The sequence below is a fragment of the Haliea alexandrii genome (assembly GCF_003719295.1).
GTDB classification, from domain to species: Bacteria; Pseudomonadota; Gammaproteobacteria; order Pseudomonadales; family Halieaceae; genus Haliea; species Haliea alexandrii.
The window spans coordinates 886,069-905,050 of sequence record NZ_RFLW01000002.1 but is presented as its reverse complement, the minus strand read 5'-3'; the positions used below and the strand labels follow the sequence as shown (position 1 = coordinate 905,050).

General features: G+C 55.4%; 24 protein-coding genes. All 24 read left to right on the top strand.

The annotated features are described in order from the left end of the window. Window positions 1–329, top strand: a 329-nt coding sequence (locus tag EGJ68_RS18350; RefSeq protein WP_233248787.1) for a hypothetical protein, incomplete at its 5' end; no start/stop codon positions are given. A 109-nt stretch (window positions 330–438) separates the two neighbouring features. Beyond that, window positions 439–816 (top strand): hypothetical protein, encoded by a 378-nt coding sequence (locus EGJ68_RS18150; protein ID WP_158283638.1) that lies wholly within the window; start codon window positions 439–441, stop codon window positions 814–816. 536 nt (window positions 817–1,352) lie between these two features. Then, the gene (locus EGJ68_RS18145) at window positions 1,353–1,532 is read left to right on the top strand and encodes a hypothetical protein (RefSeq protein ID WP_158283637.1); all 180 of its coding nucleotides are present in this window, start codon (window positions 1,353–1,355) and stop codon (window positions 1,530–1,532) included. A 16-nt stretch (window positions 1,533–1,548) separates the two neighbouring features. Beyond that, window positions 1,549–1,845: a hypothetical protein gene (locus EGJ68_RS12395; protein ID WP_123034807.1), complete on the top strand. Its 297-nt coding sequence runs from the start codon at window positions 1,549–1,551 to the stop codon at window positions 1,843–1,845. 117 nt (window positions 1,846–1,962) lie between these two features. Next, window positions 1,963–2,436, top strand: a complete 474-nt coding sequence (locus EGJ68_RS12390; protein ID WP_123034806.1) for a DUF1330 domain-containing protein — start codon at window positions 1,963–1,965, stop codon at window positions 2,434–2,436. A 70-nt stretch (window positions 2,437–2,506) separates the two neighbouring features. Continuing rightward, complete coding sequence (locus EGJ68_RS12385; RefSeq protein ID WP_269845667.1) at window positions 2,507–3,163, top strand: DUF998 domain-containing protein; 657 nt, start codon at window positions 2,507–2,509, stop codon at window positions 3,161–3,163. Between the two features lie 112 nt (window positions 3,164–3,275). Further along, the gene (locus tag EGJ68_RS12380) at window positions 3,276–4,139 is read left to right on the top strand and encodes a CPBP family intramembrane glutamic endopeptidase (protein ID WP_199228021.1); all 864 of its coding nucleotides are present in this window, start codon (window positions 3,276–3,278) and stop codon (window positions 4,137–4,139) included. A 173-nt stretch (window positions 4,140–4,312) separates the two neighbouring features. Further along, entirely contained in the window at window positions 4,313–4,684 is a 372-nt protein-coding gene (locus tag EGJ68_RS12375; protein ID WP_123034804.1) for a hypothetical protein, read from the top strand. Between the two features lie 212 nt (window positions 4,685–4,896). After that, complete coding sequence (locus EGJ68_RS12365; RefSeq protein ID WP_123034803.1) at window positions 4,897–5,343, top strand: hypothetical protein; 447 nt, start codon at window positions 4,897–4,899, stop codon at window positions 5,341–5,343. A gap of 138 nt (window positions 5,344–5,481) precedes the next feature. After that, window positions 5,482–6,081, top strand: a complete 600-nt coding sequence (locus EGJ68_RS12360; RefSeq protein WP_123034893.1) for a thiamine biosynthesis protein ThiC — start codon at window positions 5,482–5,484, stop codon at window positions 6,079–6,081. Window positions 6,082–6,098: 17 nt separating this feature from the next. Beyond that, complete coding sequence (locus EGJ68_RS12355; protein WP_123034802.1) at window positions 6,099–6,713, top strand: alternative oxidase; 615 nt, start codon at window positions 6,099–6,101, stop codon at window positions 6,711–6,713. A gap of 149 nt (window positions 6,714–6,862) precedes the next feature. After that, a complete protein-coding gene (locus tag EGJ68_RS12350; protein WP_123034801.1) occupies window positions 6,863–7,579 on the top strand; it encodes a TetR/AcrR family transcriptional regulator in 717 nt (238 codons plus the stop codon). Window positions 7,580–7,889: 310 nt separating this feature from the next. Beyond that, entirely contained in the window at window positions 7,890–10,118 is a 2,229-nt protein-coding gene (locus EGJ68_RS12345) for a TonB-dependent receptor (RefSeq protein ID WP_123034800.1), read from the top strand. A 73-nt stretch (window positions 10,119–10,191) separates the two neighbouring features. Then, window positions 10,192–11,055: a hypothetical protein gene (locus tag EGJ68_RS12340; RefSeq protein WP_123034799.1), complete on the top strand. Its 864-nt coding sequence runs from the start codon at window positions 10,192–10,194 to the stop codon at window positions 11,053–11,055. 33 nt (window positions 11,056–11,088) lie between these two features. Further along, window positions 11,089–12,102, top strand: a complete 1,014-nt coding sequence (locus EGJ68_RS12335) for a zinc-dependent alcohol dehydrogenase (protein ID WP_123034798.1) — start codon at window positions 11,089–11,091, stop codon at window positions 12,100–12,102. A gap of 92 nt (window positions 12,103–12,194) precedes the next feature. After that, window positions 12,195–13,070 carry a phytanoyl-CoA dioxygenase family protein gene (locus EGJ68_RS12330; protein ID WP_158283636.1) on the top strand — a complete coding sequence of 292 codons (876 nt, stop codon included), beginning with the start codon at window positions 12,195–12,197 and terminating at the stop codon, window positions 13,068–13,070. A 71-nt stretch (window positions 13,071–13,141) separates the two neighbouring features. After that, on the top strand, window positions 13,142–13,912 hold the full coding sequence (locus EGJ68_RS12325) for an SDR family NAD(P)-dependent oxidoreductase (protein WP_123034796.1): 771 nt from the start codon (window positions 13,142–13,144) through the stop codon (window positions 13,910–13,912). A gap of 37 nt (window positions 13,913–13,949) precedes the next feature. After that, complete coding sequence (locus EGJ68_RS12320) at window positions 13,950–15,200, top strand: sulfotransferase family protein (RefSeq protein WP_123034795.1); 1,251 nt, start codon at window positions 13,950–13,952, stop codon at window positions 15,198–15,200. Continuing rightward, window positions 15,197–16,435, top strand: coding sequence for a DUF1214 domain-containing protein (locus tag EGJ68_RS12315; RefSeq protein ID WP_123034794.1), 1,239 nt, complete (start codon window positions 15,197–15,199; stop codon window positions 16,433–16,435). Before EGJ68_RS12320 ends, EGJ68_RS12315 begins: the two co-directional genes overlap by 4 nt. 14 nt (window positions 16,436–16,449) lie before the next feature. After that, the gene (locus tag EGJ68_RS12310; protein ID WP_123034793.1) at window positions 16,450–16,851 is read left to right on the top strand and encodes a GFA family protein; all 402 of its coding nucleotides are present in this window, start codon (window positions 16,450–16,452) and stop codon (window positions 16,849–16,851) included. Window positions 16,852–16,976: 125 nt separating this feature from the next. Next, window positions 16,977–17,378 (top strand): GFA family protein, encoded by a 402-nt coding sequence (locus tag EGJ68_RS12305; RefSeq protein ID WP_123034792.1) that lies wholly within the window; start codon window positions 16,977–16,979, stop codon window positions 17,376–17,378. A 10-nt stretch (window positions 17,379–17,388) separates the two neighbouring features. Next, window positions 17,389–17,907 (top strand): P-loop NTPase family protein, encoded by a 519-nt coding sequence (locus EGJ68_RS12300; RefSeq protein ID WP_123034791.1) that lies wholly within the window; start codon window positions 17,389–17,391, stop codon window positions 17,905–17,907. 111 nt (window positions 17,908–18,018) lie between these two features. Continuing rightward, window positions 18,019–18,366, top strand: a complete 348-nt coding sequence (locus tag EGJ68_RS12295; protein ID WP_199228020.1) for a carboxymuconolactone decarboxylase family protein — start codon at window positions 18,019–18,021, stop codon at window positions 18,364–18,366. Window positions 18,367–18,448: 82 nt separating this feature from the next. Further along, window positions 18,449–18,967 carry a GNAT family N-acetyltransferase gene (locus EGJ68_RS12290; RefSeq protein WP_158283635.1) on the top strand — a complete coding sequence of 173 codons (519 nt, stop codon included), beginning with the start codon at window positions 18,449–18,451 and terminating at the stop codon, window positions 18,965–18,967. The last annotated feature ends 15 nt before the right edge of the window (window positions 18,968–18,982 follow it).

Below are 18,982 nucleotides of genomic sequence, written 5' to 3'. Positions count from 1 at the left end.
CCGCGCGCGCCCTTTATGGCGGCGTTAAATGTATGAGTAACTTGAGACTTAAACTTCTAATTGTCGCGATCATTCTTTTTGCCATTTCCTCTAGCTCGTACTGGTGGCGTGATGTGAGTCCTGCTGAATGGGACGAAATACTGATAATTTGGATTTTGTTGCCGGGATGGGGCCTTGGCAATATATATAGATTCTATGCACATAAAAGTATGGGGGTTGGATTGTGGAGCGCTGGCCCAGAAGAAATAACATCGCAAAAGCTATTGGCTTGCGTGTGCTATTTTATGATTATTATTCCATTGTTCTCACCATCTGGTGCAAGCATATAATGTGCATTTCAGTAAAAACATTTAACAAAACGGTCAATGGCGCCTGCGGCTGGACAACTTTAAGCGCTGCTTCGCAGCAAAGTTGCCCATTACCTTGGCGTTATGCGTCATGAGCGAACCCGCTAGCCGTAGAGGTTTATTCTTAGCGCCGCTGGCGGTTCCTACTTTGTGGATAGTTTGGACAGTTGTATCAACAGATTGGTCAACGCACGAATACTTCATATTTGCGCTGTTTGTTTTGGTTATTGGGTACCTTTCTGCGCTAATTGTTGGTGGTATCGCATTGGCATTTCTCAGAGTCTTAGGGCTTTATAATCAGAGCTTTATCGTTGGTGTCGGTGCGGTATGTGGCGCGTTGGTTCTGCAGGGGCTGCCATTCGTGTCAGGTGGGTTCTCTGCGTTAAGTATCAAAACTATTTGCTTAGGCGCGTTGCTAGGTGCTTTTACAGCTGGGGTGTACTGTTGGTTGACCCGCATAACAAGTTAAGGCAATCGGACGCCCAACCTGCCGCTTCGCGTCAGGCCGGTCGCCGTTGCTTAAAGCGTTATAGTGACTTTTAGGAGTATGAAGAATCCTCTCATCAGAGTAACAATTTGGATTTACATTGTTCTTTATGCTTCGATGCTAGTTCTAGGTATGGTTGGAAATATCTTGGTTCCAAAGTATGGCTGGGACTTTACACTGGGCCTTGGCTTAAGTTTGCTGCCGGTGGTAGTAGTGATTTTCTATCTGATAGGTCGCGCCATGCCAATATACGTTGCATGGGCCGCCGGTTTATTCGAGCTCTACATGCTGGTTCCAATGATCACGGCTCCGGGGCATCTTTATATCCAGTATGGGATGTTGGCCTGGTACGGGTTGATGGCGTCGCTAGTGCTCTATTTATGCGGCCCATGGGCCTATCGAAATAGCTCAGCGCATGCGTCACCATAACAAGCCAAGGCAGCAAGGGCGCTTCGCGCCGGGACCAGCTTTCGCTGGCCCCTGCTTGAAGCGTTATGTGCCTTAAGGAGTATTGAGTAATGTTGAAGATCATAATTTTATTAGCTTCAGTGGTGCCAGCGCTCATAGGTTGTGGCGACGGTATTGAATGCGAAGAAAGCGCTGGCTTTTACAAACAGTATGAAGATGGAGGTCGCCCATCTTACGAACAAAGTAAGAAGCATATTACCTGCTACGACTCAGACGGCAATCCGGTCTGATTCAGGAGAACTACAGATGAAAATAACTCGCCGTGGTGCTCGAGCTGACAATGGCCCTTCTAGCATTGAACTAAAAAGTCTGAAAATTTCAATCTCAAATGGTGAAATTGTCCTTCGAGACCATGACGTAAGTGATTTTGTCACGAAAGCACATTACAACTACACCATGAATCTGAGCCTGAAGGAATTTGGTTCCATAATAGATGCTCTCGCTTCCGTTCAAGGCGATGACAAAAATATAGTTGGTAGCTATTTGGGCTCAGCCAAGCTTAAGGAGCTGCTGCAGCTTGTCAAAATTGCCATCGAGCCTTGATGCAATGCACATAACAAAAACCGGCAATACGCCCCTGGCGGGGTCGGACGCCAAAACCGCTGCGCGGTTTCGCCGCCATTGCGGTAGGCGTTATGTTTCTACAAGGGATAAACTACTATGAGCGATAGCTATATAGATGCGACTGATGAATCAGCTGTCCAGCTGTTTTCTAGGAACATCACAGGTCCGGTAACAATGCTTAACCTGCTCAAGTTTCGGGAGGTGGCGGATTACTCTGCCTTTCCGGAGTTGGCACCAAGGCAACCAATATCTGGCCGCGAGGCTTTCCAGAGGTATATAGATCATACGCTGCCGTTTTTACATGACTCTGGTGGTGAAATTGAGTTCCTGGGTGAAGGTGGGAAATATTTTGTTGGCCCGCAAGACGAGCGGTGGGACTTGGTGATGCTAATTCGGCAAGATTCCTTAAACAGTTTCATAGCATTCGCCACGAATGAATCATATATCGCTGGTATTGGACATCGTAGTGCATCCCTGGAGGATTCCCGATTGCTACCTTTGGAGGAGTACAAAGATCGAAACATAACAAGTCAAGGCAGAGTGGACGGCCTACCGGCCGCCCCTGCTTGAAGCGTTATGGCGCTCGCCAATGATCGCATTCGAGCCATATGTATTAGTCGTCCGCAGCGGAGAGTATTGATTGCGATCGTCTCAGCGAATTTTATGTTACTTCGGGCTGCTTGCTCCAATATGGATGATGGTCAGCGTAAATTACTCCGGAATGATCTATCCCGGGTACAGCCATATTGACCAAGCAATGAGTGAGCTTCATGCGCTGGGAAGTCCGATTGAAAAAATCGCCCCATTTATCAATCATTATCCGTTATCGATTTTGTTTGGTGGTTTTGGCTTTTTTGTGATGTCATATTTCACCAGTCGTACGGCTAAAATTTCGGGCTTACTTATTCTCCTTCATGGGGTCGCTACGTTTTCGGCGGGTTACTTCCCTTGTGATGTGGGCTGCGACCCAGAATCAACATCATTCAGTCAAGTTCTACACGGTGTATCAGGGCTTATAATATTACTAACCCTTCTAATTGCTCCAGCAATATGGGTGCTGATTTCAAAGCGTGAGCTGCAAGTAGTCTGGTTTAGTTGGCTTTCAGCGATCGCAGTTTTGGGGCAGTTATTAATCATGATTCCCATGGTAGATGCTATGACGACTGGGAGGAACATCGGATTATATCAACGCTTAGCGTATAGTCTTCCCCTTGCTTGGTTATTTCTGTTCGGGCTAATACTCCTTTGCGATGATAGAACCACAAGATTTCCGCGCCAATCTGAACAGAAGGGCTAGGAGCAGTGCACCCTAACAAGGCCATGAAATCGGCCACTGAAAAGCGTGGCCTGGGACGCGCAAACAGCGCGCGCCCTTTATGTCAGCGTTATGATTTCCGGAAAAATCATCCGTGACCGGTGACGCTAAAACAGAAAATAGCCCCGCGTTGGTAATTAGCATCTTTCTTGCCCTGACAATGCTTTTCTATTTTGCTGGGGCTTGGCTGATTTTCAGACTGAGTAGTGCAACGCCATTGATGTTATCCGTTGGTTTGGCTGCGGTCGTTACCTGCTTGCTTACACGGAAAGAACTGCGAACCTTGGGATGGCGTTGGGGTGGCGGGAAGATTCAGTGGCTCAATTACATTCTGCCCCTGTTCTATGCGGCACTCGCATACGGGCTCATCTGGGCACTTGGGCTTGGTGACTGGTACAACGTTGATTTCGTCCAAGGGCAAAAGGAAAGTTACAACTTAGTACCGTGGTCAAACAACGCTGTCATCGTGTTGCATTTTCTGCTCACTGCTACGGTTAGTTTCGTTTTGCTATTGCCGTCGGTGTTGGGGGAAGAGCTGGGATGGCGAGGGTTGCTTGTGCCTGAATTGTTCAAACTAATGCCGTTCACTGGTGTTGCGCTCCTGTCGGGTTTGCTGTGGGCTGTATGGCACTGGCCGTTAATGTTTAGGGGACTCTACGGGATGGGAGAAGCCACGCCATTTCTCTACCAGTTAGCCTTTTTCACGCTGTGCATAATGTCCATGTCGGTCGTTGTGACGTACTTCAGACTGAAAACCGATAGCGTTTGGCCGGCGGTCATTTTTCATATGAGCCACAACGCCTTTCTACAGAAGTTTTTTGGTCCAATGACTGAGGGCAATGCTAACTCAGCATGGTTTCTGGACGAATTTGGTCTTGTAGTGCCAAGCGTCATGATGGTTATTGCTGTCTACTATGGGAGAAGGGGCAGTCGTGAGTTTGCTGCAATCAAAACATAACAAATCGCTGCAGGTGACGTTTGCCACGCCGCGCACTTTTGCTTCCGCAAAAGCACATGTCGCCGCAAACGCACCTGAGCCCAGGCGTGAATCTGCTCAGCTGCAGATGCAGTCATTCGAGTGGCTTAGCAGTTAATTTATAGTGTCAACACCGTTACATGGAACCCGAATAAATGAAAGAAGACTTGAGATTTGGACGTGTTTTCTTGCTTGCCTCTATCGCACTATTCATTAGTGCATGTGATCAACTGTTCACAGATCCACCCTTTGACGCAGACGACGAGCTTACCAGCGCCGAGCTGGAGTACTTTCTGGCGGGGATGAAAGAAGCGACGAACATCAGTGAAAAGGTGGAGAACTGCATCAAGACACAGGCTGAACGTCGCGCAAAGATTGCTGGCGATCCCGAGACGCTCAATCCTCAATCGCTGTCGCTGCCAGAGGAAAATTGGGTGCCTTTGGATAAGTCGGAAAAAAGGCTTATTTTGGCTCAGCGTGTCGTGACCGAGGCCAGCGTCTTCTGCACTACAGGGCGAGAAATGTGAGCGTTCAGCAGTGAAAGGAAGTTTATGACCGCAAAATCCTCCGGACCGGCAAAAGCACTCATCGAAATAGCTTTCTGCCATCCAGGGGTAATGCGAGATGATCTTGAGCTAAGGTGTTAACAAGCGGCAGTTGTCGAACGCGCCTTCGCTAAGGCTTTTGATTCACTTGTTTGCGAAAGATTTTGCTCACGATAACCGAGGAGACACAGTAGATGCCGGTACCACAACCAACCATAGAAGAGCTGCGAAATTGGGCGCACAACTACGCCAGATTGTGGAATGAAGGTGATCGAGAGGGCTGGATAGCCAACTATCGCACCGTGTTTCAGGGTGATGCTGTGAGGATGTTTGACCCAGTCGGCACTCCTGAGAAGTTTGGATTCAAGCACTGCTGCACGGACTCATACGACCTGTTCCAAGACCACGTGAAATTTGAGATCCCTGAAGAGACGCTGTTCGTATTGGGAAGCACGGTGGCGTGGAAGATGCACAACATCATTACCTCTTCAGGAAAAACGAGAACGGCAAAGAGTCTTGAAACATATCACTTCGAACCGGACGGTTCTCTGCAAATTCGAACCTGGTACGATGTGTCGGGTGCGCGATCTGGAGAGATCGGCGCGAGTATGCGCAAGTACCTGCCTGACTCCTATAGTTAACGGCTAACCTTGGTTTCGTCGTATGATCCTTGCAATAACGTGTCATGCACATCGTTGCGGATGCTTGAGGCAAGGGTCCGCATTGAAATTTGGCGCCACCACCACAATTGCGAAAACAGACACACAGGGGATACGGTTATGAATTTTACCGCTAGGCGAACCGTTCAAATCACATCCGGCTTACTGTTGGCGCTGGTGGCTACACAGGTACTTTACACTCTTCTCCACGTGTTAGAGGTTAGCGTTCCACGACAACTCTTATGGGGGATGGAGTGTTTCCTGTTCACCCTTCTCGCATCCTTTGCCGGAGCCGCGATGGTGCAGGCAAAGAATTATCACGTGGGCTGGTCTGCCATTGCCTTCAGCGCAGTGCTCAACGTAGTGCAAGTGAGCATTGGTCTCACTCTGTTCGGACCCTTTCGTGAGGCTGCGGGTCAGCTGGAGGAACTAGGTCCGTTGGCAGGTGGAATTATTGCCTTGTCCTTCGTGATTTATTACGCAGCAAAGCTTTTGCTGGGCTTTGCTGCACTCATTTTTGGAGTTGCAAAGATGACGGGGGGTGCTAAAACCTTGGGAGGGCTGACTGCACTGGTGGGTATTGTCTCCATGGTCGCCAATGCGATCCTGATTGTGTTTGGTCGCGACGCGTTTTTACCCTCCGCTGCTGCTGGAGGCTCGGGCGTGCTCGCCACCTTGCTTCTGGCGTTCTGTTTGATGCGTACTCAGCGCGAAGACTAGGCGGTTTCCGGGCTGATATGAAAGCGGTAATTCCACCCAGAAAACATCATGCTCCGAGCGGTATCTCGGATCGAATTGCCCTCGGTTTCACCAAGGTTCTGCGCTTCTTCGCGGACATGTTTTTTGCGAAGCGGTACGGGCATCGCGCTGTGGTATTGGAAACCATTGCGGGGGTTCCAGGCATGGTGGCGGGAACACTCAGGCATTTGCGCGCCCTTCGCAGGATGGAGAGCGATAACGGCTGGATACAGACGCTTCTGAATGAGGCGGAAAATGAAAGAATGCACCTGATGACATTCGTTGAGATAGCGCAGCCGTCAAGGTTCGAACGAATCCTCATCCTGATGGCCCAAGGAGTCTTCTACAATTTCTACTTTTTCGTCTATCTTTGCTCGCCGCGAACCGCACACCGTATCGTAGGATACTTCGAGGAAGAGGCAGTATTCAGCTATACGGAGTACCTCGCTGATATCGACGAGGGTTTGTGCGAAAACGTTGCAGCGCCGGAAATCGCGATTGAGTACTGGAAACTGCCGCCTGATGCTCGCTTGCGGGACGTGGTTGTGGCTGTACGAGATGATGAAGCGCGCCATCGGGACGTTAATCATCATTTCTCTGATGAGCTCTCTTAACGCGAGCTGCTCCGAATACAGCGAGCGAGGGGGTGGTTGAGCTCACTCGGCAACCACAATGGCGTGCCATGCCTTTACATTTCAGCCAGTACCTCGGATGATCTCCGCGAACTCATATCTCGCTCATTATTCCCGGACTCTTCAGGTTTATGGATACTTCTGTGCCATTCAAGTCATCGACCGCAAGGCGTGTCACGTCGCGCAGTGCTGCCACCCGTGCCAAGTTGGTTTCCGTGGCCGAACGGCTATTTGCCGAGAACGGAGTGGAGGGCGTGACCCTCCAACAGATAGGTAAAGCTGCCGGACAAAGCAATGCGGCGGTATGTCAGTACCATTTTGGCGATAAGGAGGGGCTCTTACAGTCCATTCTTGACAAGCATATACCGCGCATTGTTCGCCGCCGACACGCGCTGCTCGATGAACTGGAGCAATCGGGAAGGCAAAGCCTGAAAGCAGTGGTACGAGCTTTCATTTACCCTGTCGCGGAAAAATTGTCGGATCTGGACGGCGGAGAGGAATTCATTCGCATCAATGCCCAACTCGTTGCTACCCACACCATGTTCGCGCAGCATCTGGGGTCTACAAACCTGCACCTCCCCAACCAGGACAGGCTTACCAGTGCGCTGCACGATGCTATGGCGGCACACGATGTGCCCGAGCCGGTTATAAAACAACGCTCAATGCTTGCAGCAGTGTTGCTTTTTCATGGCCTGTCGGAACATATAAAAATCAAACGCTGCACGAAATCCTCTGGCATGGATATGGAAACAGACGTATTCATTCACACACTGGAAGACGGCTTACTCGCCCTGTTGTCAGCGCCGATGTCACCCCTGGCAGCGGCTGACCAGAAACACAGAATATAGCGAGTCAATTCAGCCTGCCCAGGTGTTTGCAGCGGCAACACCCTCGTCAGAAACTCTAGTTTTGAACTGTCCACTTGACGGGGAAGCTTACGAAAGGGTCTTGCGCTCAAAAGCCGCGCGTTTGCGGTTTAAATATTCAGTCTTCGAGTTGGATTGCGGTCCCTAATTAATGAGATGACATTAAAAAATATGGTGCTGCTGTCGGTTCCAATGCTAGTTTTAAAGCCATTGAGGCACAGGTTTGCTGCTGCTTGCAGTGACGTGGTTAGCAGATGTCCTATGCCAGTCATTAATAATAAGAAGGAACGCAATGATGGTCAGGTCAACCGCTTATATCCCACCGATGTTTGTAGTCGCCGCGCTGGCTGCTACCACGAGCCAGTTGGTAAACGCACAGGACAGTCGTCGAACGGCCGTTCTGGAAGAGATTATCGTTACTGCGCAAAAGCGTGAGGAGAGCCTGCAGGAGGCCCCCATCTCCATAGCGACTATGAACCAGAGCCAGCTTGAAGCCAGAGGGATTACCAGCCTCGCCGACCTGGGAACGGGCAGCATTCCGTCGTTGCGCATCCAGCCTTTCGTGAATACCCCGAGCACGCTGACTATCAGCGTACGGGGCGCAGGATTCAGTGACCCGGGCCAGATTACCTTTGAGCCCTCCGTAGCCATATACCTGGACGATGCCTACGTGAGCCGCGGTCAGGGGCTGGCGATGGAAGTGGCTGACCTGGAACGTATTGAGGTGCTGCGTGGCCCGCAAGGCGCGCTGTTCGGCCGGAATGCGACCGGTGGAGCAGTCCGCCTGGTGACGAAAAAGCCCTCGGGCGAGTTCGGCTTGCAACAAACGTTCAATGTGGGGAACTTTGATGCATTGAAATCGGCCACCCATATCGACCTTCCAGAAGTCGGAGGCATACGTACCAAGATTGACTACCTGCATTCGCAGAAGGATGGCTGGGTCGACAATACGGCGCCCGGCGAGAACGATTACGGCGACATCGAGCAAGACGCATTTCGCGTCGCTCTGGACTGGAGCCCCGCGGATAACTTCAATGTTTACTACGCCTATGACTGGTCTGACATCGAGGCCACCCAAATCTATTTTCAGGTGATGCTGGATACGCTGGGTGTTATCGGCGTCGAGCCGCCCGCCACCGACACAACCCGCTTTCCCGTCCGGCCACTGGATCCAAGCAAAACGCGTCAAACCGGGCACAACCTTACCCTGACCTGGGATCTGGCTGAATCCCTCACCCTCAAGTCCATCACCTCGTACCGTGATATGGAAGAGGACACCCGCAACAACTACGCCGGCGCACTCTTGTTCAACGGCTTGATCGCGGCCGCTGCTGTCGAGCAGGACCAGTTCAGCCAGGAATTACAGCTGTCGGGTGCGAGTGATCGGCTGAAATGGATGACAGGCATTTACTATTTTGAGGAGAACGCCAACGACGACTTGTTGAACCTGGCATCGCGCGACAGCTTTGGCGCACTTACCGGTGTTTTTCTGGGACCCATTTATCCACCGATCCCCCAGCCCTCGGATGCGAGGAGGCTAGTCAGTACCCAAACCGAGAGCTGGGCGGCATTCGGCCAGGCTTCCTGGACACCCGCAGTACTTGAGGATCGCCTCGAAATCACGCTGGGCGCACGGTACACCGAAGACAAGAAAAGCGGCGATCGGGACTACGCGCTACCCGCGTTGGTCGAGGCCGGTCTCCGCTATCAGAACTACAACCTGAAAACGGATAGCCTGGATCCAACACTGACCTTCAGCTTCCAGTGGAACGATGAGGTCAATACCTACCTGCGCTGGGCGACCGGCTATAAGGCGGGTGGTGTCAGCCAGCGCTCTTTCACGTTTATACCTTTTGACGAAGAAAACGTGGAAACCTGGGAGTTCGGTCTGAAGAGCGAACTTTTCGCCAGCCGCCTGCGTTTCAACCTCGCCGTGTTCAACACCGAGTACGACGACTTCCAGATTGGTTTCTCCGACCCGCTGAACCCGACCTTCGCCGAGACCATCAACGCGGCGAAGACGACCAAAATCAGTGGGGCCGAGATGGACATGACGCTAGTGCCGCTGGCCGGGCTCACGATCGACCTGAGCTATACCTATCTGGATCCGGAGCAACCCGATCAACCGAACCCGCTGAACAACAATATCCCAGAACGTTTCGAACTTGCCCAGTCGCCACGTCATGCCGGAGCATTGGCGGTAGCCTACGAGTTTGAGCCCTTTTCATTCGGAACACTCGGGCTCCAGCTGGATCTTACGTCCACCTCAAAATATGCCTACGCGCCGAAGAACTTCGACTTTCAGGACAGCTATACGATTCTCAATGGGCGGGTGACATTGTCCGAAATCATGTTGGGGGGTGGTGATCACCACAGCCTGCAGCTTGCCCTGTGGGGCAAGAACCTGGCGGACGAGGAATACCGGGTCTATGCATTCCCGGTGGGCAACCCGGTCCTTACCATTCCGGCGGCCTACGGTGAGCCGCGCAGCTACGGGATCGAACTGCAATATCGCTACTAGGCACTCTGAATGGCGCGGGCGCCCGCTGCAGCAGGGGCGCAAGCGTTTTCTCCTTGAATGGAAACCTCAGCCTATGCGTATCGACTTTTGCTTGACCACACTTCTCGGGCTACCCCCTCAATCCAACGCGCCGGCAGTTGGTGAGGGGTTTTACGCGGCGTTGCAACAGGCCGGCTTTGGGGGTGTACAAACGGATGCGGCCAGCGCAGCGCGAGATGCCGGCATGGTGGCCACGGCCCAGGTGCTGAGCTGCGACCCCGGGGCACTGGATTCGATTGCCGAGCGCCATGCGGCGGAGGGTTTCGATGCAACGATTCTCGTCGCAGGCAACGGGCTTGAAGGGGACGAAGCGGTCAAGCGCTACTGCGATGCTCTGCTGCACGCATCCGCGCGCCACCGGCACCGTCTATTGCTGGAGACGCACCGCGGTAGTATCACGCAGGATATACGGCGCACCCTGAATACCATTCAACACTTTCCCGAGTTGCGTTTCTGTGCGGACTTCACGCACTGGTACATGGGGCACGAGCTGTCTCTCGCGGGCTTTGACGAAAAGCTGGCGTTCATGCAGCCCTTGCTCGAACGCACTGATATCGTTGAGGGGCGTATCGGTAGCACCAATTGCGCACAGATAACGCTGGAGTCAGCGCGCGATGATCGTCATTTCGTAGAGGATCATCGCCGCTTCTGGACCGCCTGTTTTCGTGCCTGCCTGGAGAGAGGCCAGCAGGTGGTTTTTGCGCCACAGTTGCTGCCTGCCGTACTTTCGCATAACGGCATCGACTACCCCATTGCCTACGCGCAGTTGCAGCGAGGCTCCAACGGGCACTGGAAAGAACAGGGCGACCGGTGGGAGCAGACGCTTCTTCATTGTGACATGGCGCGCGAGTGCTACGCGCAAGCCAGGGAGAGCTTGTCTCTCCAGCGCTCAGCATAATCCACAGCAGCACGCTACCAGGAGGTTTCCCAAATGAAAGCAGTGCGAGTACATGGCCCCTCGGATTTACGTATCGACGACATAGAGCCGCCGGTACCCGGCCCGCGTGATGTGGTGGTACGCACTGCCGTGGCGGGCATCTGTGGCAGCGACATCACATTCACCCGCATAGGCGGTGTGGCGGCGCCCCAGAAGGAGCCCTTCGGGCTGGGGCACGAGCTGGCAGGTACTGTTGCCTCGGTGGGAGTGGATGTTGTGGGTATTGCCCCGGGCGACCGTGTGACGGTCAACCCGATGGGTGATGGGAATGCCATCGGTAACGGCGTCCCCGAGGGTGCCTTCGCCCCACTGCTCCTTGTGCAGAATGCCACGCTTGGTGGCTCCATCTACCGGCTACCCGACTCGGTTAGCTTCGAGCATGCGGCCCTGATAGAGCCGCTATCCGTTGCGTTACACGCCGTGCGCCGCTCTGACGTACAGCAGGATGACAGTGTGGTGGTGTTCGGGGCAGGGCCAATAGGCTTGGGCATTGTAGCGCTGCTCCATCAGCGGGGTGTGCGTGAGATTACCGTGGCGGATATGTCGAACTCACGGCTGCAGCGCGCTTGCCGGCTGGGCGCCACACAAACCGTCAACCCGGCAGAGGGTGACACGTTCGATTTACTGGCTGCCGCACTGGGTAGCGGTAGTGTGTTTGGTTGGCCGACGATCAATGCCAGGCTCTGGTTCGAGGTGACCGGCTCAGCTGAGGTGTTACAGTCCATTGTCGCCATGGCTCCCTCACGAGCGCGCATGCTTGTGGTCGCGGTACATCACACGCCGGTGCCAGTCGATTTCCAGATGGCCCTGGCCAAAGAGCTGGATTTCAGCATGTCGCTCGCCTACCCAGAGGAGTTCCCCGAGGTGCTGGCGCTGTTGGCAAGTGGAAAGCTGGACGTGTCCGCCATGATCAGCCACCGGCTACCCAGCAAGGATTTTTTCGCGGCCTTTGCGCTTGCGCAGGATAAAGATGCCTCCGCGAAAGTGCTGGTCGATTTCAACGACTGATGTGTCATGAATCAACAGGCAAATGCCCAGGCAGGGCCTGTTCATCGGCCTCGGAAGCAAACACCGTGGGCATTTTGTTTGGAGATAGATCTATGAATAACGAGATACTTTTGCGCTTGCCAACTGAGGCCGAAATTGCCGCGTTCTGGCAGGACGGTGTGGTGTGTCTGCGCCAAGTCCTGAATCCGGTATTCGTGCTGGCCATGGAGCCCGCTGTAGAACGTCTGGTCAACGAGCCTACGGGCGGCACCATGTACAACATGTCCGCGATGGGGGCGGAAATTGCGGCGGGTGGTGAAGCGATACTGGACGGGGGCCGCAAGGGGCGCGGGCGGTTCATCTCGGGAACCGATCACTGGCGCGTAGACAGCGATTGCAGGGAATTCGCACTCTCACCTGAAATCGGCGCCATCGTGGCTCATTTGCTGCGCTCAAAGAAGGTGAATATGTGGGAGGACAGCGTGTTGGTGAAGGAGCCGGACACCGCGGAACGCACGGCCTGGCATCAGGACATCTCGTATTTTCACGTCGCCGGCGACCAAGTGTGTACAACATGGATACCACTGGATTTCGCAGACGCGGAAACCGGCGTGATGAGCTTTGTGCGCGGATCACACCGCTGGGATGCGCAGTATCGCCCGAACTGGTTCGTGTCCAATAGCCCGATGGAAGGCACCGTCGGCGCCGTGGTGCCGGATATAGACAGCATGGCGAGCAAAAATGAGGTGGAGCTCCTGCAGTTCGATCTCGGGCCGGGTGATCTGACGGTGCATCATGCGCGCACTCTGCACGCTGCGGGGGGCAATATGAGTCAGACGCGCCGCCGCCGTGCAATCAGTCTGCGTTACTGTGGCGATGACGCGGTGTATTACTTTCGTCCGGGAGCACCACGCAAACCGCACCATGAGTTTGTGGCAGCGGGCGATTCATTGGATGGCCCGGATTGCCCTGTGGTGTGGCGTGAGTAACGCACTGCTGCCGCCACTTCTGCCCCGACAGACGAATACAAGCCCAGGCCGAATAAAAAGCTGAGGACCCGATGACAACCAATACCCCCGTTTCCAATATTCACTATGACTACAGCGGCGCTACCGTACTGGTTACCGGTGGCACCAGCGGCATCGGCGCCGCGATTGCGAAGGCGTATCACACAGCTGGAGCTGACGTGACGATCACCGGGACCCGTAGCGGTGCTCGGGAATACGACGCGGATTTGTCAGCCTACCAGTACCTGCAGCTCGATCTGGAAGAGTCACAGAGCATCGATGGGGTTGCCAATGCACTGCCGCGACTGGATATTCTGGTCAACAACGGGGGATTGGCATTTCCCAGCCAGGGCCTTGACGAATCCGACCCGGAAATTTTCCAGCGCGCCGTGCAGGTGCACCTGGTCAGCGCGCACCGTTTGGCTCAGCGCTGCAAAGACAAACTGGCCAAAAGTTCGCTACCCGGTGGGGCGTCTGTCATCGGCATCGCTTCCATGGCCTCTTTCTTTGGCATTGAGATAGTGCCGGGTTATGGTTCAGCCAAGACCGGGCTGGTCGGTCTGACGCGCGCCCTGGCGGTGGCGTGGGGCAAGTGCAACATCCGCGTCAACGCGGTAGCGGCGGGCCTCACCGCCAGCCGCATGACCAGCGCCACCATTGCCAATCCGGAATGGTCGCAGCCCACGCTGGTGCGCACCCCGGTAGGGCGGCTGGGCGTGGCGGAGGATATCGCGGTGCCGGTGCTGTTTCTGAGCAGTGCGGGTGCGTCCTGGATTACCGGGCAAACACTCGCGGTGGACGGTGGTTACACCGTATCTGGCTGACGGCCCCCCAAGGTCCCCAACAGCAGGAAGCACGCTGATGACTGAAAACACGATCCGTATTGACGATCTGGGCGCGCCACAGCTGACACCAATACAGCGCCAGGCAATTGCCGCCGCTCCCCCGGTGCACATGCAGGAGGAGTCTGTATTGGCCGCCGCGCGGCAGGCGACTGGCTTGAGCGACTTTGGTGCCGGTGATTTTCGCGAGCGCCTGTGTATCTGGCTGCTGAGCTTTGACGAAGATCGGGGCCTGGGGCCGCTGGGGCGGGCGGGCTTGTTCAATGATGCGGTTCGCTACGCCAGCAATCGCCTGTTGCTGGAAGACCTGCTCAAGTGCAACCCGGATATTGCCGAGGTCGTGATCGACCGCCCCATCATCATTGCCGGCCTGCCGCGTTCGGGTACCACCAATCTTGTCAATATTCTCGCCGCCGACCAGCGCCTGCGCTCCATGCCACTGTGGGAAGCCATGCAGCCAATTCCCGCACCCGGGCAGGCGGCTGCGGGCGCAGGGGAGGACCCCCGGTTTACCACGACCAAAGCGGTGTGGAGCGCGTTTGAATCCCTCCTGCCGCTGATGCCCGCCATGCATGAAATGGCGCCAGACCATGTGCACGAAGACATCGAACTGCAGGCACTGGATTTTTCGACCTACCTGCCCGAATGGTTGTCGCGCCCCTATCGCTGGCGTGAGTACTATTATGCCCATGACCAAACGCCGCACTACGCCTACGGCAAGAAAGTGCTGCAGGCGTTGACCTGGCAGCGCGGCCCCAGCCGCTGGGTGATGAAATCGCCACCGCACATGGAAAACCTGGTACCCCTGCAGACCACTTACCCCGATGCCACCTATGTGATTACGCATCGCGACCCACTGGCCGTGCTGCAATCGGCGATGACCATGATCGCCTACGGCGACCGCCTGCGGCGCACGCACATCGACTTGAAGGAACTCGCCGACTACTGGATAGCGCGAATAGAGCGTCTACTGCTTGCCTGCGTGCGCGACCGGGAGCGCCTGCCGGAAGCACAAACCATCGACGTACTGTTTCACGAGTACATGGCAGATCAGAGCAGCACGGTTGAAAAAATATACGCCATGGCCGGATTGGAACTGGACAGTGGCGCGGCGCGCAGCATGCAGCGTTACTTACGGGCCAACCCGAGGGGCAAGCACGGCAAGGTCCGCTACGATCTGGCGGGAGATTTCGGTATCGACGTAGCGGCCTTGCGGGAACGCTTCGCGTTCTACTACTCGCGGTTTCCGGTGGAGAAGGAGGCTCTATGACGCCCTCCAACGGAAAGAGTACAGCGGCCGAGCGGCTCAAGAGCGGCGCAGCCTGGGATGATTTTTGTGAAACGGTGCGCTCGGCCGGGCACATTGTTGACGAGTTCGAAGGCAACATCACCGAGCTGGACCGCAGCGAATGGTACCGTTTTTTAACGCGTCTGCTGCGCAACGGCTTCGAGCGCTACATGGAAAACTGTGAACCCGATCGGCCGCGCCTGCGCGATGCGCCGTGGCGCCAGAGCATCAATTTTCAATCTCCAGACCAGGATCACCTGTTGGCCGAGTTTGTCGATGGCTCGTACGCCTACCGCATACAAGGGAACCGCGGCACGCTACCTTATTTTGTGATTGCCGCCTGGAGCGCCAAACAGCCCGACGACCTGGCCGCACGAGACTGGGCCAAACGCGGGGTCAGCGGCCTGCAGGAGTTCGACCCCGCCACCTTGACGACCACCGGATTTCTGCCCAGCGAAGCAATCGAGTTCGACGCCGACGGCAATTTCGAGATCATCGTCAGCCAGACGCAACCGACGGGCACGAACAACTGGTTACCCATTACCAGCGACTGCGTGGGAATTCTGGTGCGCACCCTGTATCACGACCGGGCAAATACGGTCGCGCCAAGCATGCGTATCGTGCGTCTGGATGACGTGCCGCCCCGGCCCATAGCCGCCGAAGAGGTTAGCGCCGGCTTGGCCAAGGCGGGCCAACTGGTGTTAGCCTATGTGGAACTGGTGCGCAGCTGGTGGCAGGAAAACCTCAGCAAGCGGTCCAATAGCCTCCGCTTCAGCCGCGCTCTTTATCTGAGCAATGGCGGCGTACCGGACCGGCATCACGGCTTTGGTGCATGGGAAAAGAATGCCGACGAAGCTCTGGTATTGCACTTTACCCCGGGCCCCTGTGAATACTGGATATTCCAACTGTGTAATGTCTGGCAGGAAAACCTCGATTGCTACGAGGAGGGGCAGGGTTATACCACCAAATCCCGGGCCCGCTACGAACGCGACGGCTCCGTGTTTGTGGTAATCGCCGATGCCGACCCCCAGGTCGGCGGCGTATGGCTGGATGCTTACGGTCACGACCACGGAGGCATGAGTCTGCGCCTTATCAAGGCCGAAGGTGGGCCACCACGGGTAGCGCTGTATCGGCTGCCCTTGAATACGCTGCGTAGCGTCGGCTTGAGCGGCTTGCCCACTGAGCAAGCAATCATGAGCGGCGAGATGACTGACTAGAAACAGGTAGCTCCATGACTGATCATCTGGGTTCTTGCTTGTGTGGCACTGTGAAGTTTGCGGTGCAAGGCGACTTCGACAGCTTTTACCTGTGTCACTGTGCGTACTGTAGAAAGGACACGGGATCTGGCCACGCGGCAAACCTGTTTTCGCAATCCGCGAAGTTGACCTGGCTGGCGGGTGCAGAGTCAGTCACCTCCTTTACGCTTGCGGGCACTCGCCATCACAGAAGCTTTTGCAGCGTGTGTGGGTCCGCAATGCCATGCCCTCAGCCTGCAGGTTTACTCGTCGTGCCCGCGGGATGTCTGGACACAGAGATCACCCTGTCGCCAACAGCGCGAATCTTTACCGCCGGGAAAGCTCCCTGGGATGGAGAACTCGGCGGCGTGCCCGAGTTCGATGGGCTACCGGGCTGAGCCACAATCAGGCAAGCCGTGTTTTGCTGTGTCCTACGGCGCTTTGTGGTTTGGGGTGTCGCGCGGCTTGAAGTAGTTGCGGTATCTGGGTCATCCTGCGAACCCGTCAAACGAGGGATCCGGCCATGAGGGCAAGCTGTTTGTGTGGTGGTGTCAAGTTCGAGATAGAGGGGGATTTCGTGTACGCAGGCTACTGCCATTGCAGTGAATGCCAGAAATTCTCCGGTTCGGCCAACTCGGTATTCGGCGGGTTGAAGAAGGAGCAACTGACCGTCGTGCAGGGTAGGGAGTTGATGAGCTACTACACCAAATACCCCGGTTCTCACGTCGCCTTTTGCAGCCGTTGTGGCTCCTGTCTGTTGAACGAGAAAGTCGATTGGGAGACCACGAACATCCGTTTGGGGCTGCTTGACGACGCCACGGCAAAGGAGCCCGATTTTCATGTGTATGTGGGGTCCAAGGCGCCGTGGCACCATTGGCAGGATGATTTGCCAAAGTATGACGAGCTTCCGCCTTCAGTAGGATGAGGCGCGGGATATGCAGCGCATAGTCGTCTTTGGTAACTCTGGCTCGGGCAAATCAACCTTCGCGCGGCAGCAATCAGCGATCCTGGACTGCCCCGTACTGGACCTCGACACGGTCGCGTGGGAACCTGAAGTAGAAACGCCCACAAGGCGCCTGCTGGAAGCGAGCGCCGCGAATATCCAGAATTTCATCAGCGCATCACAATCCTGGATTGTTGAAGGTTGCTACGCCGATCTGCTGGCATTGGCGACACCCCATGCTACGGAGGTGGTGTTTCTTAACCCCGGCACGGAAACCTGTATCGAGAATGCGCGGCAACGACCCTGGGAGCCGCACAAATACAGTTCGCCCGAGGCGCAGGATGGCAATCTGGACATGCTTATCGCCTGGATCAGGGAATACGAGCATCGCGTAGACGAATTTTCCTACCCGGCGCACCGGCGGTTATTCGACGGATTCCGTGGGCGCAAGCGGGAGCTGCAATCCAACGAACGGCCCGGCGCTTTCTCACATTCGTCACAGTGTGAGTGACAGGCACTGCGAGAAGCCGGCGCACCGCAGGGCGAGTCAGGCCGGAGTTGTATCTCCACCTGTCGCGTACTATAAGTGCTGGGTGTTTCAACCGGAGTAACGGAGGCGCTCATGAAAGACTTTCCGCAGCATTTTCAGGAGCTGAACGAATGGATGGCGAAATTGGGACAAGTGTCACCCAAGGTCATGGAGGGCTTTGGCGCGCTTCATGAGGCAAGCGTTGCCAGCGGAGCCCTGGAGCGCAAGACGAAAGAGTTGATCGCGTTGGGCATAGCAATCACCGTGCGCTGTGACGGCTGCATTTCGTATCATGTACACGATGCGCTGCAGGCCGGCGCAAGCGCGGATGAAATTGCTGAGACGGTCTCGGTGGCGATCCTCATGGGTGGCGGACCCTCGCTTGTCTATGGAATCGAGGCCATGCAGGCGTTGAGCCAATATCAAGAGCAGGGTTTCTAAACGGGTGATACAACAGCTGTTTTCCATTCGCTCGCAGGCGCACGGCAGAACGTGTCGCGAGAAACCATAGGTGCATAATGTGGTGCCGTACACAGGCCCTCTGGCTGTGGTCGAGGCGTCGCATGCTCACGTTGAGCCGACCCTGCGGGCAATACGGGCCTGCACCGCGATGATGTACCGTCTGGATATAGCCCAATGGGATGACGAGTACCCCAGCGGAGGCGTCATCGCCACTGCGGTTGAAAACCGGTCGCTGTTCTTGTTCGTGCGTGACGGAACCGTCGTTGTGGGCGCGGGGCTGGATACTGTGCAGCCGCTGGAGTACCAGCTGTGCGATTGGCGGTACGGCGCTTCTGCGTTGGTGGTGCACCATTTGTTTGTGCATCCCGAGTATTGGCGCATGGGCTATGCATCGCGCTACATGGAATTTGCAGAGCAACACGCCGCCACGATGCATGTCAATGCGATTCGCCTGGATGCCTATGCCGGAAACCCGGCTGCGCTTTCGCTATATCGTTCGCGCGGCTACCGCGAGGCGGGTGAAGTCATGTTTCCGCGCAGGAGCTGCCCCTTCATCTGCTTCGAAAAGAATCTTGACTAGAGGTCTTCAGGGACA